Annotated in this window: 37 protein-coding genes and 1 tRNA gene; 3 read left to right on the forward strand and 35 right to left on the reverse strand. The window is 39.6% G+C overall.

Features of this window, described 5'->3' with window-relative positions; all coding sequences use genetic code 11:
• Positions 1–5 precede the first annotated feature (5 nt).
• The 33 genes from M2470_RS06590 to M2470_RS06750 all read right to left on the reverse strand — a co-directional run bounded on the left by M2470_RS06590 (position 6) and on the right by M2470_RS06750 (position 20,684).
• Positions 6–530 carry a hypothetical protein gene (locus tag M2470_RS06590; protein WP_280744253.1) on the reverse strand — a complete coding sequence of 175 codons (525 nt, stop codon included), beginning with the start codon at positions 528–530 and terminating at the stop codon, positions 6–8.
• Positions 518–1,540 (reverse strand): hypothetical protein, encoded by a 1,023-nt coding sequence (locus M2470_RS06595; protein ID WP_280744254.1) that lies wholly within the window; start codon positions 1,538–1,540, stop codon positions 518–520. The genes M2470_RS06590 and M2470_RS06595 overlap by 13 nt, the downstream gene beginning before the upstream one ends.
• The gene (locus M2470_RS06600) at positions 1,540–2,556 is read right to left on the reverse strand and encodes a hypothetical protein (protein ID WP_280744255.1); all 1,017 of its coding nucleotides are present in this window, start codon (positions 2,554–2,556) and stop codon (positions 1,540–1,542) included. Before M2470_RS06600 ends, M2470_RS06595 begins: the two co-directional genes overlap by 1 nt.
• Before the next feature lie 66 nt (positions 2,557–2,622).
• The gene (locus M2470_RS06605) at positions 2,623–3,447 is read right to left on the reverse strand and encodes a hypothetical protein (RefSeq protein ID WP_280744256.1); all 825 of its coding nucleotides are present in this window, start codon (positions 3,445–3,447) and stop codon (positions 2,623–2,625) included.
• A gap of 5 nt (positions 3,448–3,452) precedes the next feature.
• On the reverse strand, positions 3,453–3,863 hold the full coding sequence (locus M2470_RS06610; RefSeq protein ID WP_280744257.1) for a hypothetical protein: 411 nt from the start codon (positions 3,861–3,863) through the stop codon (positions 3,453–3,455).
• Positions 3,826–5,490 carry a hypothetical protein gene (locus M2470_RS06615; protein ID WP_280744258.1) on the reverse strand — a complete coding sequence of 555 codons (1,665 nt, stop codon included), beginning with the start codon at positions 5,488–5,490 and terminating at the stop codon, positions 3,826–3,828. Before M2470_RS06615 ends, M2470_RS06610 begins: the two co-directional genes overlap by 38 nt.
• Positions 5,487–6,941, reverse strand: a complete 1,455-nt coding sequence (locus M2470_RS06620; RefSeq protein ID WP_280744259.1) for a phage terminase large subunit — start codon at positions 6,939–6,941, stop codon at positions 5,487–5,489. The genes M2470_RS06615 and M2470_RS06620 overlap by 4 nt, the downstream gene beginning before the upstream one ends.
• Positions 6,942–7,382 (reverse strand): DNA-packaging protein, encoded by a 441-nt coding sequence (locus tag M2470_RS06625; protein WP_280744260.1) that lies wholly within the window; start codon positions 7,380–7,382, stop codon positions 6,942–6,944.
• Positions 7,383–7,449: 67 nt separating this feature from the next.
• The gene (locus M2470_RS06630; RefSeq protein ID WP_280744261.1) at positions 7,450–7,716 is read right to left on the reverse strand and encodes a helix-turn-helix domain-containing protein; all 267 of its coding nucleotides are present in this window, start codon (positions 7,714–7,716) and stop codon (positions 7,450–7,452) included.
• Between the two features lie 102 nt (positions 7,717–7,818).
• Positions 7,819–8,490, reverse strand: a complete 672-nt coding sequence (locus M2470_RS06635; RefSeq protein WP_280744262.1) for a hypothetical protein — start codon at positions 8,488–8,490, stop codon at positions 7,819–7,821.
• Between the two features lie 12 nt (positions 8,491–8,502).
• On the reverse strand, positions 8,503–8,661 hold the full coding sequence (locus tag M2470_RS06640) for a hypothetical protein (protein ID WP_280744263.1): 159 nt from the start codon (positions 8,659–8,661) through the stop codon (positions 8,503–8,505).
• Positions 8,652–8,909, reverse strand: a complete 258-nt coding sequence (locus tag M2470_RS06645; protein ID WP_280744264.1) for a hypothetical protein — start codon at positions 8,907–8,909, stop codon at positions 8,652–8,654. Before M2470_RS06645 ends, M2470_RS06640 begins: the two co-directional genes overlap by 10 nt.
• A gap of 76 nt (positions 8,910–8,985) precedes the next feature.
• A complete protein-coding gene (locus tag M2470_RS06650) occupies positions 8,986–9,300 on the reverse strand; it encodes a hypothetical protein (RefSeq protein ID WP_280744265.1) in 315 nt (104 codons plus the stop codon).
• 6 nt (positions 9,301–9,306) lie between these two features.
• Positions 9,307–9,492: a hypothetical protein gene (locus tag M2470_RS06655; RefSeq protein WP_280744266.1), complete on the reverse strand. Its 186-nt coding sequence runs from the start codon at positions 9,490–9,492 to the stop codon at positions 9,307–9,309.
• Entirely contained in the window at positions 9,489–10,145 is a 657-nt protein-coding gene (locus M2470_RS06660) for a hypothetical protein (RefSeq protein ID WP_280744267.1), read from the reverse strand. The genes M2470_RS06655 and M2470_RS06660 overlap by 4 nt, the downstream gene beginning before the upstream one ends.
• Before the next feature lie 150 nt (positions 10,146–10,295).
• Positions 10,296–10,763, reverse strand: a complete 468-nt coding sequence (locus tag M2470_RS06665) for a hypothetical protein (protein WP_280744268.1) — start codon at positions 10,761–10,763, stop codon at positions 10,296–10,298.
• Complete coding sequence (locus M2470_RS06670) at positions 10,666–11,607, reverse strand: hypothetical protein (protein WP_280744269.1); 942 nt, start codon at positions 11,605–11,607, stop codon at positions 10,666–10,668. Before M2470_RS06670 ends, M2470_RS06665 begins: the two co-directional genes overlap by 98 nt.
• Entirely contained in the window at positions 11,604–11,801 is a 198-nt protein-coding gene (locus tag M2470_RS06675; protein WP_280744270.1) for a hypothetical protein, read from the reverse strand. The genes M2470_RS06670 and M2470_RS06675 overlap by 4 nt, the downstream gene beginning before the upstream one ends.
• Positions 11,802–11,804: 3 nt before the next feature.
• Entirely contained in the window at positions 11,805–12,899 is a 1,095-nt protein-coding gene (locus M2470_RS06680) for a DNA cytosine methyltransferase (protein WP_348524615.1), read from the reverse strand.
• Positions 12,900–12,926: 27 nt separating this feature from the next.
• Positions 12,927–13,376 (reverse strand): hypothetical protein, encoded by a 450-nt coding sequence (locus M2470_RS06685; RefSeq protein ID WP_280744271.1) that lies wholly within the window; start codon positions 13,374–13,376, stop codon positions 12,927–12,929.
• Positions 13,376–14,089, reverse strand: coding sequence for a DUF4494 family protein (locus tag M2470_RS06690; RefSeq protein WP_348524214.1), 714 nt, complete (start codon positions 14,087–14,089; stop codon positions 13,376–13,378). The genes M2470_RS06685 and M2470_RS06690 overlap by 1 nt, the downstream gene beginning before the upstream one ends.
• 22 nt (positions 14,090–14,111) lie before the next feature.
• Complete coding sequence (locus M2470_RS06695; RefSeq protein ID WP_280744272.1) at positions 14,112–15,110, reverse strand: DNA methyltransferase; 999 nt, start codon at positions 15,108–15,110, stop codon at positions 14,112–14,114.
• Positions 15,107–16,480, reverse strand: coding sequence for a DEAD/DEAH box helicase (locus M2470_RS06700; RefSeq protein WP_280744273.1), 1,374 nt, complete (start codon positions 16,478–16,480; stop codon positions 15,107–15,109). The genes M2470_RS06695 and M2470_RS06700 overlap by 4 nt, the downstream gene beginning before the upstream one ends.
• Before the next feature lie 3 nt (positions 16,481–16,483).
• Entirely contained in the window at positions 16,484–16,975 is a 492-nt protein-coding gene (locus tag M2470_RS06705; RefSeq protein ID WP_280744274.1) for a hypothetical protein, read from the reverse strand.
• Positions 16,976–17,103: 128 nt separating this feature from the next.
• Positions 17,104–17,242: transfer RNA gene (locus M2470_RS06710), tRNA-OTHER, on the reverse strand.
• A gap of 10 nt (positions 17,243–17,252) precedes the next feature.
• On the reverse strand, positions 17,253–17,750 hold the full coding sequence (locus tag M2470_RS06715; RefSeq protein WP_280744275.1) for a hypothetical protein: 498 nt from the start codon (positions 17,748–17,750) through the stop codon (positions 17,253–17,255).
• A 46-nt stretch (positions 17,751–17,796) separates the two neighbouring features.
• Positions 17,797–17,961 (reverse strand): hypothetical protein, encoded by a 165-nt coding sequence (locus M2470_RS06720; RefSeq protein ID WP_280744276.1) that lies wholly within the window; start codon positions 17,959–17,961, stop codon positions 17,797–17,799.
• Positions 17,962–17,981: 20 nt separating this feature from the next.
• Complete coding sequence (locus M2470_RS06725; RefSeq protein ID WP_280744277.1) at positions 17,982–18,254, reverse strand: hypothetical protein; 273 nt, start codon at positions 18,252–18,254, stop codon at positions 17,982–17,984.
• Between the two features lie 4 nt (positions 18,255–18,258).
• Positions 18,259–18,882 carry a hypothetical protein gene (locus M2470_RS06730; RefSeq protein ID WP_280744278.1) on the reverse strand — a complete coding sequence of 208 codons (624 nt, stop codon included), beginning with the start codon at positions 18,880–18,882 and terminating at the stop codon, positions 18,259–18,261.
• Complete coding sequence (locus M2470_RS06735; protein WP_280744279.1) at positions 18,879–19,508, reverse strand: ERF family protein; 630 nt, start codon at positions 19,506–19,508, stop codon at positions 18,879–18,881. Before M2470_RS06735 ends, M2470_RS06730 begins: the two co-directional genes overlap by 4 nt.
• A 317-nt stretch (positions 19,509–19,825) precedes the next feature.
• A complete protein-coding gene (locus tag M2470_RS06740; protein ID WP_280744280.1) occupies positions 19,826–20,065 on the reverse strand; it encodes a hypothetical protein in 240 nt (79 codons plus the stop codon).
• A 3-nt stretch (positions 20,066–20,068) separates the two neighbouring features.
• Positions 20,069–20,287: a hypothetical protein gene (locus tag M2470_RS06745; RefSeq protein ID WP_280744281.1), complete on the reverse strand. Its 219-nt coding sequence runs from the start codon at positions 20,285–20,287 to the stop codon at positions 20,069–20,071.
• A 187-nt stretch (positions 20,288–20,474) separates the two neighbouring features.
• The gene (locus M2470_RS06750) at positions 20,475–20,684 is read right to left on the reverse strand and encodes a hypothetical protein (protein ID WP_280744282.1); all 210 of its coding nucleotides are present in this window, start codon (positions 20,682–20,684) and stop codon (positions 20,475–20,477) included.
• A 163-nt stretch (positions 20,685–20,847) separates the two neighbouring features.
• On the opposite strand from M2470_RS06750, the gene M2470_RS06755 reads away from it, so the two are divergent.
• Entirely contained in the window at positions 20,848–21,378 is a 531-nt protein-coding gene (locus M2470_RS06755; protein WP_280744283.1) for a hypothetical protein, read from the forward strand.
• A gap of 300 nt (positions 21,379–21,678) precedes the next feature.
• Here the strand turns inward: M2470_RS06755 and M2470_RS06760 are convergent, their stop codons facing one another.
• Positions 21,679–21,993 carry a hypothetical protein gene (locus M2470_RS06760; protein WP_280744284.1) on the reverse strand — a complete coding sequence of 105 codons (315 nt, stop codon included), beginning with the start codon at positions 21,991–21,993 and terminating at the stop codon, positions 21,679–21,681.
• 24 nt (positions 21,994–22,017) lie between these two features.
• On the opposite strand from M2470_RS06760, the gene M2470_RS06765 reads away from it, so the two are divergent.
• The gene (locus M2470_RS06765) at positions 22,018–22,266 is read left to right on the forward strand and encodes a hypothetical protein (RefSeq protein ID WP_280744285.1); all 249 of its coding nucleotides are present in this window, start codon (positions 22,018–22,020) and stop codon (positions 22,264–22,266) included.
• Here M2470_RS06765 and M2470_RS06770 read toward each other — a convergent pair.
• Positions 22,261–22,443, reverse strand: coding sequence for a hypothetical protein (locus M2470_RS06770; RefSeq protein WP_280744286.1), 183 nt, complete (start codon positions 22,441–22,443; stop codon positions 22,261–22,263). The genes M2470_RS06765 and M2470_RS06770 overlap by 6 nt on opposite strands.
• 135 nt (positions 22,444–22,578) lie before the next feature.
• Here M2470_RS06770 and M2470_RS06775 point away from each other — a divergent pair, with 135 nt between their 5' ends.
• The gene (locus tag M2470_RS06775) at positions 22,579–23,301 is read left to right on the forward strand and encodes a helix-turn-helix transcriptional regulator (RefSeq protein WP_280744287.1); all 723 of its coding nucleotides are present in this window, start codon (positions 22,579–22,581) and stop codon (positions 23,299–23,301) included.
• The last annotated feature ends 64 nt before the right edge of the window (positions 23,302–23,365 follow it).

Consider the following 23,365-nt stretch of genomic DNA (forward strand, 5'->3'; position numbering starts at 1 on the left):
TTTTTCTAACATTTATCGTAAATAATATTCATGTTTATCCTAAAACAGTGGAAAGGGTGCATGTCTGTGAATTTTATTACATCCTGACTAAACTCCCTGAACACATTTTTTATCCCTACCTGTATGGAAGAAACGGTAAATCCGTACATGTTGCAAAGGCTTACAACATCCATCCTTACTTCTTCATCTGCACGGTGCAGAACTTTACTTTTAAGCCTCTCAAGATTTACGCAGAAAATAAGGGAACCCGTTGTTCTCATAGAGGTTGATTCAAACTTCACCGTTTCATCCATGACAAAAAAGCTCGTAGCGTAAACTTTATCATCAAAGAACGTTTCTCGGTATTCGTTTCTACCCATGTAGAACTCCGGAATATATCCTCCGTCTTTACGGTTGATATACACCCGGCAAAAGGAGTTGTAATCACTCTCTGCGATTCCCCATGCCTTCAATAAACCGCTCCAAATTCTGTTTTGAAGCTTCTGGATCGGCTTGTCTATTCCTGTCGGATTCTCTTTTACGTAAAGCATGGTGTGAGCGTTTTTACTTTCCCTTTTGGAAGAAGGTTCTCTTTCAGTCTTTTTATTTCCCGTGCAATCTGATTTCTGATTCCAGTTGTATAAGGAAATTCAGGAGAAGAATAAGCAATATTCAAGTCGTTATACAGCTTATCAAGCATATTCTTAGATATCCTTTCCGTTTTGTTTGACCGGGTGGAATTAAGAATGAGCTCAATCACGTTGGCGGCCATTTGTAAACCAATAATCGTGTCGAAAACATACTCATTTCGTTTTATTACCTCTGTAAAATCCCGATAAGAACATATTTCTGCGTTGAGTCCGTATGTCTTGTTTGAAAAAGACAAGTCTTCCAGGCTTTCGCCTTCTGACGGTTCGGCGCGAAACATATATGTCTTATTGAATCCAGGAGATGTAAAGTCGATTGGAACAAGGCTGCTTTCGTAGTATAGATAAAAGAAACCTCCCTTATACTTGTCACATGTGTAATACAAAGGCCAATCTACACTAACGACCACCTCCTTACCATCTTCAACTTCAACAGTTTTCTCGTACAGAATGCTAGCCGTATTATGTTGTAAAACCACATTGATAGTCCCCGTCCCCGCAAAAAGCAAGGACAGGGTTCTTATCATGCAGCTATAACTGGCATCCTTTGAAACGGATATCTTATACCCCACCTTTCCCACAGGATTACTCTTCGGATTTTCCCGTCTTTCAGAGTCCCGGTTAAAAATAAGGGATTGCTCAATAAGTGTATTTTCGTTGAATACCCCATTTAAGCTGTTCAATATGGCTGAATATTGTAAATCCTCAAGATACTTGTTGAAGCTGTCTTCTCTTGCGTTCACCTCCTCTATATTATCATAGATATTAGTGAGCGTTATAGCTCCATGCGTATCTTGAAAGTATCTGCTTGACCTGGCTTCTTTATTCTTTTCAGACAAAGAAACCGGGGAAAGCGAATCGCGCCACCCCATCCGGCCAAACAGCACTTCTTTTATTTCAGCATTATTGAACATTATGCCTGGGCTACTTCAAATACTACCGTTTCATTTGCCGTAGAGAGAGGTGCGAGATTTGGAGAAATATCAACAGATACTTCAAATTCGATCACAACATCCTGCTCGTTTCCATTTGTCGCAGAAGTATCGGCTCTCTGCGAATATCCATGAACGGCCATCACAAGTCCGCTTACCGGGTCTGTCATTGAGCCAAAACCTCCCACATAGGTATTATAATCACCTTCGCCCTGTCGGTTTTGTTTTGGTATCCAATCAAGTACACCGAAGGTGTTTGCAGGCAAGAACAGCGAAACGCCATTCGTGTAATTCGCATCATCAAGGTCTACGCTTTGAGCTATATTCATTCCATTAAATTGGAATCCGAAGTTCGTAGCGTTTGATTTTCCTTGTGCCGCATGGAACTCTGCATTTGCATAAGCTACCGGGTCGGCAATCACGTCATACAGTCCACTGTAATAGTTTTGCGCCATCATTGACTTCGCAAGCTGCCAATACCTTCCGTTAATTGGAGATGCAATCTCGAAAGCGAAATTTGCTGCATTCCAAGTACCGTTCTTAGTGGCGATATTCACCTGTGTCCTTTCGGCATATAGGTAATCCACTAAGAATTTTTCGATATCGTTGCGGATATTCTGGAAAGCCTGAGAGAACTGGTTTGCAAGTACACGATTGGCATCAAACATATTGTTATCCAGCCATTTTAACGTAAACTTGAACTTATCCACAAAGGGAGTCCAGCTGAGATCAACGGAAAGGGAATCCCCTAAATCACCTTGGTGGTCATGGGCTCTCCCGCTCCCGGTAGTCGTTCGCAGATTGCGCTTTATGATATAAGCCTGTATAGGGCGGTCTTCACGTGTGCGCAGCTGCATGTGGCCTGGAATAAGTATCTGGCTATTCTTTTGGCCTAATGTAAGAACCGGAGATGGTGCTTGTCTTAATTCAGGAGCTTGAAAGTCCTGATTAAGCAATGCCTGAGCCATCACAAGGTTCGACGCATTAAAATTTGGCATAATAATTATTCGTTTTTAAAATGACTCCCTGTAACCTGGGATAATAACCTCGCACTGTATCCTGTGCTAATTGTTGAAAAAATCTTTATTATCTTTTGCGTATTCCTGGGCTTTAGCCAGGTACTCCGCTGAATTTGTACTTTTCCCTTCTCCTGTCCATTGTTTTTCAAACTCTGATAGCGATGAAGGAACGCCTAAATTATTTTTTGTACTGTAGGATCCTCTACCTTTCCGAGGGTCTTCTGTTCCTTTCGCCCATCCTTTTTCTGCCGCGTAAGTATCGAACACCTTGTCTATAGAAACTGGTGCTTGCGTCATGTTGTCTCGGACGATCTCCCCGTTTAATTTGGCCACTATTGACCCATTCTCTTCTTCTATGGAATATCCGTTCAGTTTCATAACTGAAAGCATGTCATTTTTTGAAAGAAGATAATCCTTCGTCACCATAGAGAGCGCTTTCGATGTCATATCCTTTGTTCGGATATCTGATTTCAACGTGTCATTCTCCGCCTGAAGTGTAGAAACATTCACTTTCAACTTTTCTATGACGCCGCTAAGCTCATTTACCTTTTCATCCGGCTTAATGTTGGCGTCTTTCTCGATCTTAGCTTTAAGCGCCTCTATGAATTTATGAGGGTCTTTTCCTTCTAATTCAATCCCGTGTTTCTCTTTCAGTTCTTTTACAAGGATTTCAACACCGACCGCCTTCCCGCTGTCGTAATGCTGTTTCTGAATGTTCTGATCCCTCGTTTTTAAATCTTCCTGAGTAAAAACGGAAAGATCCGGAATATCCACCTTTGTTTCCTTTTCGGACTTAATGGCCTCCTCTAAGGTTTTCGGATCAACCTTGATTAAACCGGCAATCTTGTCTATATTTTCCTTTGATAACATGCTGTTTATTTTTTAATGTAATAAATCGTTCCTTTTATCCCTCTGGAAGACGCTTTATTAAGCGATTCTGCCACATGGTCAGGTATGTTTACGTCTTTAACCTTTTTGATCTTATCTTTCACAACCCCATCCTTCCTGAGAGCAACAACCCACTTTTCGTAATTACATCCACTTTTAGCATCTGCCTTCTTGGGCGACGCTTCTGTTTCTACTTCGTCCAGGTTTTTCTCTGCGATACTTTCATTCTTGTCATCAACGCTCACGGCTTCTTCTGGAAAAAGAGATTCTACGAATACTTCTGTCGGGGTGTTATTCCCGATCTTTTCCTGAGACATAAGGATTTCTTTTATCTCTTCTTTTGAAGTTCCTTTTTCAAGTTCACTCTTGATTAGGTCTAATGCTTCCTGTTTCTTCATTTTGATTCACTATTAATTTATCTTTAACATATTCGTCAAATTTCTGCTGTAACACCTTTGTTTGAGTAAATATTATTTCATTATCACTCAGTGTTTTAACAAATTCGGTAAAATAAACCTTTTTCGTATAATCCATGCCTGACACATTGAGAGCCTTAACTTGAGATGCTGTAATATGCGGGAATGGCTCTAATTCTAAAGACTTGATCTGCTTTTGAAGTTCGATAGAGTTGTTCTCGTACTTAGACTGTATGTATTCCATTAGGAGATCATCAAGCATCGTATCAGGAGCTCCGCTCTTCCTGGCAGATTCATATTTATTCCATATCGCATCTGGTGTCTCTATCTGAAACCGTCTTCCGTAATTCACGGACGAACCTTTATATGAGTTTCCAAAATAGAATGCACCCATTTGGTCGGTTATAAACTTCTCAATCGTTTCGGCCGCCTCTGAGAATTTTGTTAATCTGTCGTTTATGGGCTGAGTGTCTATGAACTTTCCGGTTGCAGTTTCGTTTTCCGTATCTTCCAGCTCTTTTGTTCCCCAGATCGTTTTAAACATGAGTGTTTCGAGGTCTTTTAACTCCTCAGACATTTTGTCCCACGCGTCTATATCCGGAGCAACATATCCAGCTACATCCGGAGCTATCTTCGTATCTCCGCTTTCTGGGACAGGAAGATGTTTTACGTCTGAAACATCCCATTTTAGTTTATATCCTGTTCCCTTACATGTGCTACACTCACTTCCTTCAACATATCCGGTGCCAAGGCATTTCGGGCACTGACTTTGGTATTCCCAGTATTTAGGGAATCCGTGTAAAAGTTTATATACAGACTTTACGGAACATTCCCTCAAGTATTCGTCTGCCAGCTCTACCACTTTTTCAAACGGGCTGCAAAAATAATCTGTACCTAAAATCGGAAGGTCTGAGTTGATAATAGCTGGAACAATTCCGAAGTAGTTAGGATATGATTCTTCCTTTATTATTTTTATATGCTCATTTTCATATTCAACAATCAGGTCGTTTAAATCATCTACTACCCGGTATCTTTTCTTTCCTGAACTTACGCTTTTCGGAAGTTTTGGCTGGCTATCACAAGGAACTTGCTCCTTACCAACATTGAAAATCACATAATCAAGGTTTCTACCATTAAGTTTATAAGAAAACACCTCGTTGCTTCCTTTATATGTCGGATAAGCGTCTCCATTTCCGTCTACCTCCATAAATACCAATCCCATAGGATCAGCAAGATATGCAGGCTTCCAATACTGTTCCACCCATTTACGAAGTGTAAGCCCGTTTTCAGTATTTCTTAGTTTGTCCCGGAATATCTGATTTTGTCTATCTGGAAGATCATAAAACGTTGATCCTCCAGTAGCAGAGAATATCTTGTCTATTGGGCGGGATACCCTCTCCATTATATCCTTGTTGGAGCGCGCATATTTTTTTCTCGCTATATACTGATCGTTGTTTTCAAAACTGTTGATCTTTTGAATATACTCATCCATACCTACCCCGTATATATGGACAAAAAGATTCTTTCGCATCTTTTGCGCCAATCCGACAACATTCTTTCCCGGATTTTCTTTTATTATATTCAATATGTCATTTGTAGACAAGATCATAATACCACGTATTTTTTTCTTCTTTGTTTGAACTCTTTATACTCCTTCTCCAAAACCCTGCATATAAAGTACCTCTTCGCGTCTGAAATGTGTCCGTTCTTTTCGTAAGACACTCCAGTTACAGAATCCTTTACCTTCTCCTTTACCATCTCTCCGTCCTTTCCTTCTTTCACTGTATTATAGTCTACCTTTGAAAGGGAGCAGTTATCACCAATCACGATAGAGAAAGGCGTTAATCCTTCATATATGTCATTGATAAAAGCCGCGCTCATGGATATTGACGGATTAGCTTTCATTATGCGATCGTTTACTATGTAATGCTTTCTGAACTCCCGTAGATACACTCCGAAGAAACTATCGTTATCCGTTGCTGATTTATTCTTTCCTGAGGCGTCACCGTAGATGTAAACCACTCCTGTGTAATCAATATCATCCAGATACTTTGCTACTTTCCTGGCCGCCTTTACAGCGGTGTTTTCCGGGTCTTTAGCACACAGCTCCTCGAACTGTCTTATCTCTTTATCGTTGATCTGCCATAGCGTCTGGGATATGTAAGGAATCCTATTGATGTCTATTGTCAGGTGTACCGTCTTTTCGGGCAAAAATTGAACCGGCTGAACGTGTTTGTCAATATCAAATGATTTCCAGAACTCACCTCCTACGCGGTAACTTCCCCAGTTTCCGAGTCCATATACCTGGTACTGGTTTGGTTTCTTTAGGCGCATCTTCTCGAAGTTGGCTATCGTATGGCTATCTACAAATCCGTATTCGCCACATGGACTCCCAGTCACCCAGTAATTATCCCTGTATGTTGTTTTTATAAGGATTGCATCCCCCGCTTTGTTTATCCACTTTTGAGACTGATTATCTAATCTGCTTTGTGGCTTTCCATCCAGAATTAAAGGTTGCTCAACCCATTCATCTCCATCAATCAGTGAGGTTTTTATCCAGTGGGTTTCCTCTATTGGATTCCAGTCTGCGTATATCTTCTGATTTGGTCTTCCCCTGAGTCGGCGACTAATCTCGTCAAAGTCTGCCTCGTCAAACTTTGTAAGCTCATTCAGGTAGACAATATTGAACGATTCAAGCCCCTTTACCTTTTCGGAGTCGTCAAGCCCTTTAAATACGAAGCGATTCCCGTTCAGACATTGGATTTTGAAATTAAAGAAGTCAAAGAACTCGGATTCTTTATTTATTCTTTGCTGCACATCTTTGAAAGTCTCATACACAGTAGTCATAACTGTTACGCTTTCTTTCCGAAGCACCAAAGCATTTAAATCACTCTCAAGCGCGTTTACAGACTGGCATTGGGCGATTGAATAAGTTTTAGCTGCCGAACTTCCTCCGTAAACCAGGATATATCTAATCCTGTGATCCTTTTGCGCATCTTCAATATGCCAATAAAGAGGATTGAAGCATTTTTTACTGAATCTGAATATAGTTTGATCCATTTACTCATACTCCACCTTTATTACATTTGATTTAACCTCTGTCTTTTCCGAAAGACCAAGTTTCCTCGCTATTATATTAGCATTGAAAGCCCCAACCGTAGCCCCTTCAAATTGTTGGGTTTCGATTACTCCCTCTATACGTGTTATGACAGTGAAAAAATCTTTATGATCTTCATCTTTGAATTTTCGCCAAAAAGATTGACTGGCATCACAATACAACATTAGTCCAGAAATAGTGTACGGCCTTTGGGTAGGCGTTTCCTCTGTTTCGGTCTTATCCTCTTTCTTTTTTGTCTTACTTACAGCCCACGGATGATCGTCACACCATTGAAAATACTCTGATGCAGCCTCCCATAAAAGCTCAGGCGTGGCAAAGAGTTTATCTCTACCATGCTTGCTTCTTAGTTTCCAGAACTGATTTCCTTTCGGTGCTGCGCACATATTCTTCACTTTTTAGCGAAGTTAGGCAGTGTATAGAAATGATCTTGATTTATCAATGCGTAGTTTTCTACATGTCGAAAACTTTTACTATTTCAAGCATTTTTTCATCCTTGATATCCAGAAAATCAGACACGCGGCCTACTCCGTGAATTATTGTAGGGCGTGACTTCCCGAAGAATAATTCTATTTCCTGGATTTTATACTTCTCTCTCTTTCTAAGTATGTACCATATAACTTGCCTTCTGTCGTTTATATACGATTCCCGGCTTTTGGACATTACAGAACTATACTCAACCCCCAGCCTTTCGCAATATTCTCTTACTTTATCTTCCATACGTTTTAATTTATTACCTTTGTTTTGTCACATTCAAAGGTTGCTAAGGCTGCCTTTCTATTCAAAGCCGATCGGTTGCGAGCCTTTCGGCTTTGAATGGGATTAAACGAGTTTATAATAATAAGAAAACACAAACGGGTTGCTATCCCATGTACCCTTACCGTTTATCGCATCTATTTCGGCTGCATAAGTATTTTTGGGTGTATCATAAAAGGTTTCGCATCCCGGATAACGGTAAGATTCTAAAGGAACACCATCTTTCGGTATCCAATATTCCATTATTCCTTCTCTCAAACAATCTTCATCTGATATATCCTGTAACCTCTGGCACTTGACGTCTGTTATTTCAATGAAGTACCTGGCAGCCGACCCAGGCATGAACATTTTATTGTTCCATTTGACTAAATCCCCGTATATTGAATCCAATATTTCCGTGTCGTTACCATACCGGTACAGTATATCGCTTCCCTTGTTGCACATAGTTTCCCTGATAGGAAAGGCGGTAAAAAGCATATCTTCATCGTTGATGTATGGTTCCTTTAGATAAACCTTTTCTCCTATATTGTATCGAGGTTTTATCAGATAATCATCCCCATTGTCATTATAAGGCCTCTCGTTTTCGTCCATGCCCCTGAAATACAGTATTTCTCCATTCTTTGATACGGCCTGTATTCCATGTAGCCCTTTTGGCGCTTTAACCAATCGCCGGGTATTTGTCTTGTGGCCTTCTATCGTTAAGATAAAATTCGGCTCTGTAAATAATATTCCTTTCATTGTAGTTATATTTTATAGTTCTATCTCCAGTTCTTTCTTCTCAAACAAATAGTAATAATTCTGTAGCTCATGCAGAAATGCAATCTTTCCGTATCCATGAATGAAGAATTTATTTCTATGTTCCTCTACCTTTACATTCTTCCAATACTCTATAGTCCATTTTACTTCCATTCGTCTTTTAAAACATGAAATGTCGGACCATATTTATTTCTTGCTTTAAGGAATGAAGGACTTTTTGACAGCAGATCCTCTGTTAATGGAATAGGCTCAAAATCTTCACATGGCAACATCCAGCTTCCTCCTTCGTGCTCTACAGTCACAAATTTTTCGCTTATCGCTTTTACAGAGAGAAGAAACGCTCCATTTTCGTTTGAGTGTTTTATCCAATTCCCTATTCTTAATTCGTTTGATTTAATCATCTTATTTTCAGTTTTATTTTCGATTTATTTATTTTTAGCAACTATTCGGGATTTCCGAATAGTTCAAGCTGGAATTTTATAGCATCTCGATTGGGCGCCATTCAGGAACGTTTTCAATACCAACAATTTTATTGGTTTCGTTGAGTGTAAACGTCAATCTTCCGTCATCCATTAATGACAGCCAAGCCGTATTATACCTGTATGTTCCGTCTGATAATGTTCTCTTAATCAAAACTACGCTGTAATAGTCCGGCAACTCCTCCTCTACGCTTATCCAATCCTGAGCAGCCTTAAAGCCATTCTCGAACGCTGTTTCCAAATCCAGCCTTCCGATCAGATTACTATCGAAACCGGAGGCGTATTCTTTTGCTTGTTGGTTTATTGATTTCATGTTTCGTTAATCTTTTAACACATCCAATTTATCCTTCATAAAGTCTATGAGATTTTGAGCTTCCTTCTTGCATAGCCTAACACCGAAAATCAAGTGAAAGTCCTGAATCGTAATCTCTAATTTGTTTCCTTTCCCTACTTTTACCCTGAACTCTTTATCAGAATCAAAATCGTATTTTTCAAACGCTCTCATTTTTCGTTAATCTCAATTAATTTTTCTTTTACCACAAATTCTACCAAAAGCCTACGTTTATTAGTACTTAGCTTGCTTTTCTTTTCTTGAATAAGATTATATTCTGTTATAATATTTTGAACATTACTTAGGCCAGCATCTCTCATCCATAGAGGTACTTGATGCCATGCTAAACTTTTTTTCGGTTTGTTTTGTATAGCAATAACCTGCGATTGTTTATTGCGCGCTAACAATAATTCTTCTATTCCAACATCTTCCCCAACTCCTACTATTCCTATATTCATGCTTGGCTGTTGTTTCTTTGATAGCATAGCCAAATGAATCTCTGAGTCTAAAACTAATCCTCCATTGAGGACATGCTCTATTGATACATCTGATAGCATTAATAACTGATCCAACGTAGGTCTTCTCCACTTCGATACACGAATATAATCCGGTACGCTTCTGAAAGATTTTGTATGTTGCATAAAATCACCGCACTCACACCTTATCATAAAAGGTGTTACGCCTTTATCTTCATACAAGGTGATTTGTTGATGCCCGCATTTCTCACATTCGTATAAATCATATACTCCACGCCCATCATAGATTTTGGCATCTTCAATGGTAGATAGCATTTCTTCATATCTATTTGTTATATTTTCATTTTTCATCTTTTGTTATTTTTATTCATCCCAGCGCCTTAAACAACGCTTCGTTACTCGTTTTAAAACTCCCTGACTCGTGGTTTAGGTAATCAATCCTGATATACCCATCAACCGTAATTTTAATTTGATATCCGCACATGATGTTTGTTTTTTCAGTTATAATAAATCCGACTTCTTAACCCTAAACACTTCCCCTTCAACCTCTTTTGTTTTAAAGTCCGAGAAATCCGCTTCGCCCTTCATTACAAGCCTGCATACTTCTCCGTAGGTGTACAGTTTAGCTCGCCTGTCGAACCGAATAATATCGGAAACATTCAGCTCTTTGTAGGCAAAATTGTCGATAGTATGATTGACAGCATCTCTTAGCCTTTCCGGGGAAAAATTGTTTTTCAATACCCTTTCGGCAAGAAGATTAAAAAACTCCTGGCTTTGCTTTGGAAATGCAGTTCGTAGGCGAGCCATCTCGACGGCAATCTCATTCGGCTTTAACTCTCCAGCTCCATAAAGGCTGATCTCGCATCCGTTATCAGTCCGGAGTAAGCCCCCTGGCGATTCCTTCTGCAACGTTCCGGAAGAACTCTTCGTTAACTCCGGTAGAATTGTTGATAGTTTTTTTACCTCCATTTGCTTTTGATTTCGCGTTTGATACAATCTCGTTGAATTTTGAATTGATATTTGGAACGCTGAAGTTTTCAAACATCCATCCTTCTGTAATAGACCCTAAGAGAGCTTTAAGAGCAAATAATACTCCTTCGTCTGTCAGGTCAAGCCCTTTTTCTTTTCGCTGGTGTTTCAGCTTGTTTAGGATAGACGACATTCCGCCTGCGTCTTTTGCGGACCAGTAGTAATCGCTTTGGAAAACATCTCTGTAATGATCCTCGAATACCTCCCTGGCCTGCTTATTAAGAGGCGATGCCGGTTTTTGGGGCTTTCTTGGATTAGCAGTATCCGGCATCTTCCCCTCAAGTTCCTTTATCTGATTGTCCTTTTCCTGCAGTTTTTTTTCTAACTCAATCAATTTGGATTCTATTTTCTCAAACCCCTTGGGGGGTGTGGGGGGTATATTATTATTCTTAGTCTTAGTCTTTATATTATATGCTCCTGGTTTAGCTCCCGAGTTAGGTGGCAGTTTAGCTCCCGAGTTAGCACCCGAGTTAGCTATCAATATTTGATACCTACTTTTATTTCCGTACTTCTTTCCGCCTAATTCAACTGATATTAATCCTGATTTGATAAGTTTCTTTTGGGAGTTTTTAAACGTGTTTATTGACACACCTACTAAGCCAGCCAATCTGGAATCGGTATTTTCAAATTCCGCTGCACTGTTGGAAGTTGTTTTGGTGTTATCATCCCAGCCTACCGTGTTCGCTATCTTTAACAATAAAAAGTATAGCCTCGTATCCGTGCCGTCAAATTGCCAAACCTCGTCTACTTTCCAAAAATTATTAATCAAATTAAGATAACTCATATCAGCTTTACAAACTTTCCATTAATCGTATTACCTACCTCTATCTTACCCTCAAGATAGAGCCTGTTTAACTCACTCTTTACATCTATATCCTCGCAGAGCCTTGATATCTCAAGTAGCGTTGCATGAGTCGGATGTATCTTCCTTTTCTTCTTATCCTCCTCTATCTGGTTGATGATTTCTGTTATGTTCATGTTTTAAGGTATTTGAAGATTTCTCTCCACTGTTTCTATTGCTTTAAATATCTCATAAGCCACCTGAGGTACTATGGCGTTTCCGTACCCTTTGACTGATTCGCTTCTCCATTTAGAAAAGGTAATACCGTCCAATGAGTCGGAAAACCCATCATTTCCGCCAAGTACAGGGGATTGAGTTGGAAATTCGCTCCATCCTGGCATTTGGAATATTCCGGACGTTTTGAGCTGTGGAATTTCGCTTGTACAAAATCCGCCATCGTTACCATTGAATTTGTAGGCGTCGGCAACAATCCCAGAGTTGCCAAATCGTTCAGTCCAATAGTCCAACCTTGATTTATCTTTCTCTCTATTCTCGGAGATACCTTCCTGTGTCCGTTCTTGTAATTGCTCGCTTCCGGAGTGGGTAGTAATCCTTTTTTCGCCAGTTCGTTCAAGGATGCTCCGAACCCGTTCCCGTTTTTCTTGTTCGCCTTGACCTTTTCTCTTCTTTTGTCCAGCTTTTCTAAATCTACGTCTCCCGGCATCATTGCGGTCGGAGTGGGCAATAATGAAGCATCTGTATCTTTGGTGGGGCGCTCCGACGCTGCAAGCTGGAATAATATACGGTTGGACTTGATATCCTTCTCGCTCAAGATCTCTACAGATAACACCAAGGGTGTATTCTTGTTCGAGTATCGTTTCCGTGTCAGGCGCTTCAAATAAAGAGGCTTGACTTTCCACTTGAGTCTCCGTACCGGGCTGTACCATGCTGGCGATTCCATCAACGTTTTCGCCAATAAACCAAGGCGGTCGGATTTCTCGCACATCCTTATACACCCACGGCCAGAGGTAACGGTAATCATTCGCTCCTTTTCGCTTTCCTGCGTTACTGAATGGTTGGCATGGGAATCCGGCCGTAAGTATATCAATCCGGTATCGCCATTCTCGAAAAGATTGTTTTGTAATGTCTCCATATCCTATACTTTTAGGGAACCAAAATTTTAATACCTCTCTACAGAAATCATCATTTTCGCACCAGAAAGCATTTTCCCAGTTCATCCATAAGGCTGCTAATTCAGCTGCTCCAAATCCTGTACATAAAGAGGCGTGCGTCATATAACTTCTTGTTATTTTTAAATAATCTCACTTTCTAATCTTCATCCGTCTAAACTTATACACCAGCATACCCGCATCCCTTTCATCTTGGTTTATCCGTCCTTCTACTTTAGTGATTAACCGGAAGGTCTTAGCGTCAATACTCTTAGTCCCTAAAGGTTTCACGAGCTCATAAGGGATATTTAGGCGCTCACACATCTCAACCAGCTTACGCCCTGTCTCGTGGTTCGCTCCTACATTCTTGGCTATCCTTTCCCCGGCACTCTTTGACTGGAGATACTTTCCGTGAAAGTTTGACTTCTTATTAAGCCATCCAGCTTCAATACGCACAAGGAGTATACAGCCTTGTAATTCGGAAAGCCTATCAAATACCTCGAAGAAAGTAAGGCTCTCAACTTCCAGCTTTTCAGTTTCAACATCGAAGGATGCGAACCCGGATTTAATCGTATCCGGGTCTATGCCGATCAGCAAGCCCATCAGTCAGGTAGTTTGTAGTCTTTGTTTATACCTTCAATCTCTTTCCGTTTGATAGAAACCGGCTCCCCAGTATCTTCATCGTGGAACTCTTCTGTCCAGACACGGGTAAGTACGGCCTTCTGCTCTTCAAGCTGGGAGAACAGCTTTTCTACTCTTCTTTCTCCAATCTGTAATTTCGCCATGAGGAAACGAGGTGAAGCGTTATCATGTTTTTGTACCAGTTTGACGGCTTCACAGAATAGCGGATCCATTTCCGGGAATAGTTCTGTTTGGATAGGTTTTTCTTCCCCTTCTTTCGGAACGTATGGGTAAACATCCATAATCAGCGTCTCTTTAATCTCTACCAGTTCCCAGTCGGCAAGAGTACCCTCCATTCCTTTTTCGATTACTTCCATAGCTTCACGAATCGTAGAGGCCTGCGCTAACACCTTGATAGGTTTCTTCTTTTCCTGGTAAGAGTTTTCATCCAAAAGGATAAGGTTTACCTTTCCTGAATACCAGCGGTCGCCAGATTCATTAAAGAATATTTCTGATATCCGTGGTTGTTTGATATCAATAATCTCAAACTCTCCAAAGGGCGTTAATTCCTTGTTGGTACGCGCTTCTGCTTCCGTGTAATTTATGGCATCAAAGAGGTATACTTCTGTAACCTTACTCTGCATACCATTTTCGAGCGTCCTCTCAAAACTTGCTTTTACTTCAAAATACTTCATAGGATTTATGTTTTATATGGTTTTATATTTCTTCTTCCAGTTCATCAAACAGGGTGGGGATATATTCCTCCGCAAATCTCTCTTTCACGTTTTGCATGTTTTTTACCGTCTGTTTGAAATAGCTTGTTTTAAGTTCTATTCCAATAGCTTTGCGTCCAAGTGATACAGGGCTGTAAACCTCGCTACCTACTCCCATGAATGGAGTGAACACCGTTTCTCCTTTGTTGGAATACAACTCTACCAGACGGTCTATAACGTCCAGTTGTAGAGGGTGTACGTGCTTTTCATCATCTTCCTCTTTGCTTTTCTTATACGGAAGCACATTGTCTATTCTGATATCATCCCAGACAGATGATGCGTAGCGCTGCCAGATAATATGACTCAGTTTGTTTGTCTTTGGATCTTCCCAATCTTTATATTTCCGCTGTAATGCCTCAAAATTTCCATACTTTTTCTCCATATCCGGCAGCATGGGTGTTGCTCCGGCATAATAGGATAATCCTTTCGGGTGTACTACCGGTATTTCGTTTATCCCTTTTTTCTTGAAAATAAGTATGTAGTCCGGCATTGCGGTAAAGCATTCGGTAGAATCTTCTACTATAAGTTTGTGCATCAGAGACCGGACCATTGTTCTCATGCGGACCTTTAGGGGTTCTTTCCATATCGTTATGCGGTTCTTATAGTAAAATCCGTGCTTCTCGTACAACTTTATGATCTCATGTGGAAAATCCCAGTTGCTGCCGTTCTGATTCACTATTTCCTCGCAATGAACCGCCGATATTCTTCCCGGTTTCGTTATCCGTGAAATCTCTTTTATGAGAAATTCGTATTGTTCAAGGAATTGTTCCTTTGTCTCACAATTAGAGAAGTCGTTTGGGGAGCTGGAATAATTGTATAACCCAGCAAAAGGAGGGCTGTAAACGGATAAGTCTATACTATGTGCCGGTAATCCGGAAGTGACATACATACAATCACTTTCGTATATCGCATAGTCTTCTGTTATGATCTGATCTTTTGTCATGCTGTTAAAAATTTAGGAAGTATTATTTCTTTATTAAATTCTTTCGAGTGGATGTGAAAATTTCGGTGTACGTTATCATTTAGCTTTGTGAATAGTTGGTTTGCTTTTTCTGCTTTAGCCAGAAGAGAATCCAATACACGTTTTTGGCCATCTGAATAAACCAGGTCTGCAAATACCGGTCGCTTTTGTCCAAATCTCCAGAAGCGGCGTATAGCTTGGTAGTATTGCTCGTATGAGAATGTAGGAAAATATACCGTATGGTTACAGTGTTGCCAGTTTAGTCCAAAGGCTGTCATAGAGGCCTTTGTTATCAGTTTCTTTATTTCGCCTTTTGAAAACGCTATTAGTATTTCTTCTTTTTCGTCAATAGACATGCTGCCTTTTACCTGGTGGGCGTCTTTATCTATCTGCTGTAGTAAATCTCCTTCAGGATTAAGATTGCACCAATAGACAGATGATTCATGAAGGGATGCTAATTCTACCGCCTTTTCGCACCGTTTACGGATTGTTATCTTTTGCTCCTGTCGAACTTCTGTTTGCGTTCTCGCTATTATTGGGAATAGCGCCATTTGGCCATTGATTATTAGATTTTCTTCGTTCTCAACCGGGATGTAATTCGTTATAAGTTCCGGAAGTATATGTTTATCATCACTAAATCCAAGGTCGGACGGCTTTCGCATAGATATACTCCAGCTATTTACCCAATCAAAGAAATCATTTTCAGCATGCGATTTTAGTATCCACTTCGTGCCAATATTCTGCGGCCTTATTGTGTCTTCATTGTTATGGAAAAACCTTGTCAGCATATCGGTATATCCCATATATCCCAATGCTTCCGAACTTGTTCCCAATTCTATAAAGTCGTTAGGGGATGGGGTGGCTGTGAATAAAAAGCGGTACTTTACTTTCTTTATAAACGAATTAATGAGATTCTTTATCTTTCCTTGGAAGTTTTTCAATATGGAGCTTTCATCCAGTATCACACAATCAAAATCTGAAGGATTAAACTTGCTTAGACGCTCATAATTGGTTATAACTATCTTTGTATTAAACTTTCCGTCCTTGGAATACATAATATCATCTATTCCGAATTTCACTGATTCTGTTAGGAACTGGAAAGCAACCGCAAGAGGGGTTATAATAAGAACCGGACGGTTTGTTGTGATAGCGTAATTGTAAGCCGTAACAAGTTCTATAATCGTCTTTCCAAGTCCAGTATCAATAAAATCTGCACAACGCCCTTTGAGTATTGAAAACTCAGCAATATGACGCTGAAAGTCAAACATACAGTCAGGAAGGAATGAAGGGAATATTCCATGATTTCCTTCCAAATGTTTCTTGTTCTCAATGAATAAATTATAGTTTTCCATATCTTAAATAAAGTGCTTATAGTATTCCTCAAATTCTTTCCAGTATAAATCGCCTGGATCGGGTAGTTTTATTCCAAACTCTGTCAGAGCATCTGCCTGAACTTTGTCGAGAAAGTCTTTCATTCCAAGCGTGCTTAGCTTGCTTGTTCCGGAAGTGATAGTCTGTTCGATACCGTTTATGACTGTTTTCCTTGACAGGAATTTCATGCAGTAGTAATCATGCACATCTTCTTTCGGAGTCTCGGTTTCTTTCTCGATGCAAGCATAACGTAGCCACATTAGCCTGTTTTGATCCAGTGTTCGCTTTTTGACAATCCTTGATATTGTAAGTGAATACTCGCCGTTTGAGAGCATGCTCAACATGCTTTCCAAGCGTTCAGCCGCAATCTCCTTATTCAGTAAGATTCCGTTTTGTTTTACTATCTTGATTGTCTTAGCCATATACTTTGTTTTAAAATGCCGGTCTTTCCCGGCCGTCAGGAGTAAACTCATCATACAGATTCTGCAATTACTAAACCCTCGTGTGTCTTTCCACTGTCACAGTCTATGTACCGATACTGTCCGGCAAATTGCGTCTTATATGCCTATTGTTTACCCCGTTTCTCTCTATCTATAGGGGTTTGTGTGGGAGACAGGACTCGAACCTGTACGTTGAGATATTCGGGTTTCTTTGCACGTGTCATTGAGGTTGCGCGTCTCATTAATACCTCACACTTCGTGTATAACTCAACACCCCGTGTCTACCAATTCCACCACTCCCGCAGTTGGGGTGTTATACCCCGAACTTTACTTTTATCACATTAATGATTGCCTTATATTCTTTTCCGTACTGATTGTCTCCATGAGTGGATTCAACTTGTTTCTCAAATTCCTCCAGTGTGCCAGAAAAACACCCACATCGAACTTTCAACTTGTTCTCTTTTTCACGAAAAACTGTTGTTGTTCGGCCAGCGGACCCGAAAGATTGAAAACAACAGTAATCCGCATTGCCGTATACCTCCGCATTGCCGTATACCTTCGCATCGCCGTATACCTCCGCATTGCCGTATACCTTCGCATTGCCGGATACCTCCGCATTGCCGGATACCCACGCATTGCCGGATACCCACGCATTGCCGGATAGGTTGTCTTCTTTTTCCACCCACCCTCCGAGATCCCCAACCTCGATTTCTCTTACTTTTCTGGTACACTTTATTCGGAATACTTTAACGCCAAATACGTTCACCTTAAATTCGTCTGTCAGACAAAAATGTTTTTCTTTATTTTCCATGATGTTTATTTGATTATATGCTCCTTGAATCTTTTCGGGATATTTGTTACAGTTCTTTATGCTTTGCTAATTGATAATTCTTCTTTTCTTCCTTATCCATATCGCTATAGCAATCCTTACAGACTACTGGATATCCATGTTCTTCTTTGAAATACACACAGCATAACTGACAGCAACGTCCTTTTATAATATCTTTAGCTATTTGTCCCATCTTTGTGTTTGTTGAATATTTTAGAATGGTAAATCACTACCTGTCTCTTTTGTATTGTCCGCGTATGGACTTCCAGATACATACGGATCATCTGTGTTGTCTTTTACGTAAGGCTCTTTAATCGACACATTAAATCCTTTCACCTTGTCACTCTTTGGAATCCAGAGGGCGGCCTCCCATTCTTTACCATCAGGCGTTTTTACCTTTCCCCTGCAATAAGGTTGTATGCCTCCTGCTTCGTATTTGTCATTCTTGAACAGTGTTCCCTGTCCGGGTTTAATTTCGTATGCCATATTCTTAGTTTTTGAAATAATCTTTTATATGCTGAAAGAAAGCTGCCCTTTCCTTTATTTTCTCTATTACTTCGCTATCCCTTTTGATTCTGAATTTTATTACTTCATCTGGAAGAATGATTCTTTTTTTGTTTTCTTCATCATCGTATGTCTGTACTTCCAGATAGGCAAGGTTCGCCTCTTCAAGTCCTGTTACATAAAGCTGATGCTGAACCTGTTCATAATTCTGTTTGTATTTGCTTACTTTTTTAAGAAATGATACATATTCGTCATACTCTGAATCTTTATAGTCCTGCATAATCAGAAAGTCAGTACAAAAGCAAGTTTTCAGTTCGTCAAAATCCACCACCTTGCCACTCTCAATCTTCGCAAAATCCAGTGTAGCCAAAAGCACACTCATTTCTTCAGAAGAAACTTTATATTGCGGGTAATAGCCATCTGGAAGCATTTGGAAGTACTTCTCTTCCAGGATAGCGCCCGTCCGAAGGGCGTCTATTGGAGAGTTAAAGGAATTGTAATAAGGTATTTCGTCGCTGAAAAACTTCCGGCAAAAGTTTTGAAACCCTTTCGTGTGCTTCCCTTTCAGAATATCCTTTATATCTCCACTTCCTATATACATACTTTTCATAACACACCTTTTTGATGGAATCCATTATAGACTGTATTCACCTGTGATTCGCTAAGCTCATTCAGTTCTCCAACGTTGAAGCGTTTTAACACCTGATGCAGGGTGTCTATATTTTTAAACAAGTAGTTTGTAATCACTACGCGCCTCTCTGATGGCTTTATTGCGGTCTTTTCTTCGTTGCTTGGCTGATTGTCTGCATCTTCTCCGGTCGCTATCTTGTAAGCGTTCAGAAGGGCGTATTTACGCGCATAGGTAGAAGCCTTCCCGAAGCCTTTATCTCCAGAATCCAGGCCGTGTCCGAATGATTCTATGTTTATTTGTATTTCCGGGTTATCCAGGTCTACAAACAGTGTGGTCAATTTGATTACAAAAGAATATTTGATACTTTCGTAGCCGTCTTTTGATACCGATCTGATAGTTTCTTGTGATATCAGTTCCTGTTTTTGAGGGATAGACATTAAACGATGCCGGCTTTCCGCTTCTTTTACCTTTTTCACGACTGATTTGTCTGATACAGCCCGGTAAGAACTCTTTCCCACGCCCACCTCCATATCCTTTCCAATGGTCTTTATGTCGTTAGCGACAGCCTGTATCTTTTCAAAGAGGTTTAACTTTTTTGCTTCCATTTTTACTTGATTTTTTGATTGGTTCTACTATTATCAGTACCTTATTTCCTATAGGCTCTACCGTTACAAGAGATCGCTCTTTAGGCTTTAGATTCCTTAGTATGTTTCTTATGCTTACCATACCTTTTCCCTGTAAGAAACTATTGCTAGGATAATCGACATGAAGCACATAAAGGCGTGAATCGGATTATAGAGTGATCCTATTAGGAAGATTATAGCCATAAGGGAAAAGGTCGCCGTAATGGCTATGTGCGTGCATGTCATAAAACGCAGCTTCCAGAGTTTATAGGGGCGTATTGTTTTCATACGTGCGTGTTTTAAGATGCTTTCTTTGTTAATCTGTAGCAAGCAAGTGTATTACATAGCTTTTCAATCATACTGTCATTTACTGTATCATCGAAATAGTCTATGTTTTCAAGGTATATTGCTTTTTCGCAATTCGGATCAATAACAGCAACCATAAGGACGTCTTCCTTTGTTACGATGTTAGTAGACAGCCCTAATCCTATGGCTACGAGCTGCAACTCTTGTACTTTTTTCAGATATTTAGTTTTCATGGATTATAGATTGTATTCATGTTCTACTATGGCATATCTCATAGCCTCTTCTCTCGTATCGACATTGTACGTAAGACACACAATGCTCTCAGGGGCGGATGTGATAAAAGCTATCTCTTCGCTTAGATCGCTTTCGGCTTCTCTTTGCTTGAGAGCTTTTAGGGCTTCCGATCCCTCGTCTTCCTGGTCGAAACGGGTGAATATTTGGGATAAGGTTGTCATGCGAGATTTACTTTGATTGATTCTAGGTAGTTAATTATCGTTTCCTCTTTAAATAAGGCAACCGTTCCTCTTTTATAGTCGTAAGCCAGATCACCCCGCAGTATTATCCTATCTATCTCGGATCGGCTGCATTTGATAATGCGGCAAACCTCTTTCTTTGTATATAGCACCGGGAGTTCCATATCGCTTATTTAATCCGGGTTACTTTCATTTCATCAATAAGTCCTACTTCGGTAGGCTTAAACAAATACCCTTCTTGGTTTAAGTATCTGGCTATTGACCTGATATTGTTTGCCTTAATATCCTTCGTTTTGAAAATTACAGACTCTCCAGGCTTGATATTCAGTAGAGTTCCCTTTACATCAACTTTTGTTATCAATTTTGCTTTTGTTGCCATAGTTTTATTATATTTACATTTTGTATTTTGTTTATGAAAAACAACGTTTGTTGCGATTATCATAATGCAAATATACAAACTGTTTGTGTTTATACAAACTATTTGCTAACTGTATTTTGATTTTCGTGTTATTTATACTTATTCTAAATAATAAATCGTATATATGATTTTAAATCAATTGATTATGGGAAATGTTGAGTCTTTATTCAAAGAAGAAGATATTCAGGTCTTAGACTATATACTTGATAGGTTGAAAGATAATAAGACCGTAGAGGCTGACGATCTTATTTCGGGAGGTATGCTTCCTAAAACAATAAAGCTGAGTGAGGCGTATAAGGAACTTGAAAGACACGCGCCTGCGATCATAAAATATTGCGGTCTATACCATAAATTCAATGTTGCTGGCGGTCATTTCTATAGCGACGAAAGGACGGTTTCTTTTTGGGATAACGGAGGATTTGAGATTGAATACAAAAGATCAAAAGAAAGAAGGGAAAAGGACGAAGAAAGAGAAAGCCTGAAAATGGAGATTGACAGGCTTACGAAGCTGAATTTGGAAAAAGATAATGAAGCAAAGGATTATCAGAAGATGATAAGGTATCAAAAATCTATAATAAGGTATCGTGACCTCATTATAGCCGTATTGTTTATAATAAGCCTTGTTCTTTCAATCTTTCTGTTCTTTTGGAAATAATTCGTCTATGCTGTTAAACATTATGACTCGCGAGTCATCAGCGCATGAATTGTTTCCATTGCGTAGCGCGTGTTCATTAACATTTCCTATAATCAAATTATTGGACAGCATATATTCCCCAAGATAAAGGCAGATATCTCTCGCTAAATCCCTTTTGGATAGATCATTTTCGTTGACAGCGAGAGCTATTAAGATAATCTCTTCCGGCTGCGGGATTGCTTTGTTTCCATCACGATAAGGTAGTTTTAACATGATTGTAAATTTAAAATGTGATTAATATATGACAATATTCAAAAAACATCATTCATCTGGAGAGTCTCGTTGCAGTTTAGATAAACATTCGCAAAGAGATAAATACAATGCATCCTTTGTTTTAGAGATAAACTTTTCAGCGTCCTGTTCAATTAATTCTTTTACGCGTTTCTTTATATGTGGAGATATTTTAAAATTAGGATCAGGTTTAACAAATCCCTCCCCCTTTATAAAATTGTATATTTGAATGGCTTCATTAGTTATGCCAATGGGCTCGCTTGGATGTATGCTTGCGTACTTTACGCATCGCTCCCTGAGCCTACGCTCCCTGTGCAGATTTATTTTTTTGATTAGTGATTTCATAACAAAAATTTAATATTAATATGTATGGAAAATGAACTATTATTAAAACAATTTCGCGAGTTTTGCGAATCCATTAAAACTCTTTCTGATTCAAACTCTGATAGCATAAAAGGGCTAATAGAGCATTTTGAGAACAAAAGGACAGATTCGTTCATCATAAAAGAAAAGATCGTTCCAGAAATCAATAGGCTCATATCTGAATACGATGGTGATAACTCCTGGCTGAAAGACGAATTGCTTAAAATAGAACGGGAGGTATTCTTTGGATCATGACTTATCTCCTGCCTCTAATTCGCCTTTAAGTAATTGAATACTCAACTGGTTTATTTCCTCTATGGCGCTTATCAAATTTTTGCAGCACTCTGATGCTTTCTCCAGCCTGCTGTCATAATAATTTAAATTATTGATAAATTCCTGGGAAATGTAATTTTTGTTTTCTGATTGTCCCATAACATAATATATAAAGAAAGCCAGCCATACGTATAGGGGCGTACAACCGGCTTTCAGATTAAAAATATAATATTACAAGTACTAACAATGTCGTGCGCCCTATCGCATCGCAAATATACAAACTATTTACAAACCATGCAGCCATACGAAAGAATTATTAAAGTAATGGATTATTTCGGATTGAACAAAAACAGCTTTAGCGAAGCTATCGGAATATCAAACAACGTTACTATTGGAAGGATTATTAACGAAAAAAGGAGTCCGAGCAGGTCGACTTTGGAGAAAATCGTTAAAAGATTCCCTGAAATAAGTTATGATTGGCTTCTAACAGGGAAAGACCCTATGTTAAAAAGCTCATCACAGTCCAGCGAAAATCTTCTTACGCCAGTCAAGCCTGCGAAAGTTATACCGCTTTATGATGATGCAATGACTATTGGTGGAGCAAACGACTATGTGGCTGAAACGGGATCCGCTTACGCTCCTACTGAGTACATAGATGCTGGAGATTGGTTTAGAGATGCTACATCTGCTATTAGGCATTATGGAGACAGCATGATCGAATATCCTCCGGGGTGTATTCTTGCCTTAAAAGAAGTGCAAGATCGTAGACTGATAATACCAGGCAGGGATTACGTAATAGAGACAAGTGAATATCGGGTGACGAAACGTGTTCAGAAAGGAAAGGACACTGAGCATATCGCAGCGTATAGTACAAATATGGAAACATACCCGGACGGAAGACAAATACACGAGCCGTTTGATATTCCATACAAGTCTATAACGCATATATCTTTAGTTCTTGGGTATGTGGTAAAGGCGAATGGCGGAACTATGGTTTATAGTAAAGGGAAGGAGTGATACCTAATTTTAAATACAAAGTACTAAAGTACTAACAATGTCGTGCGCCCTATCGCATCGCAAA

The organism is Parabacteroides sp. PH5-46 (genome assembly GCF_029892785.1).
In the GTDB taxonomy this organism is placed as follows: domain Bacteria; phylum Bacteroidota; class Bacteroidia; order Bacteroidales; family Tannerellaceae; genus DFXE01.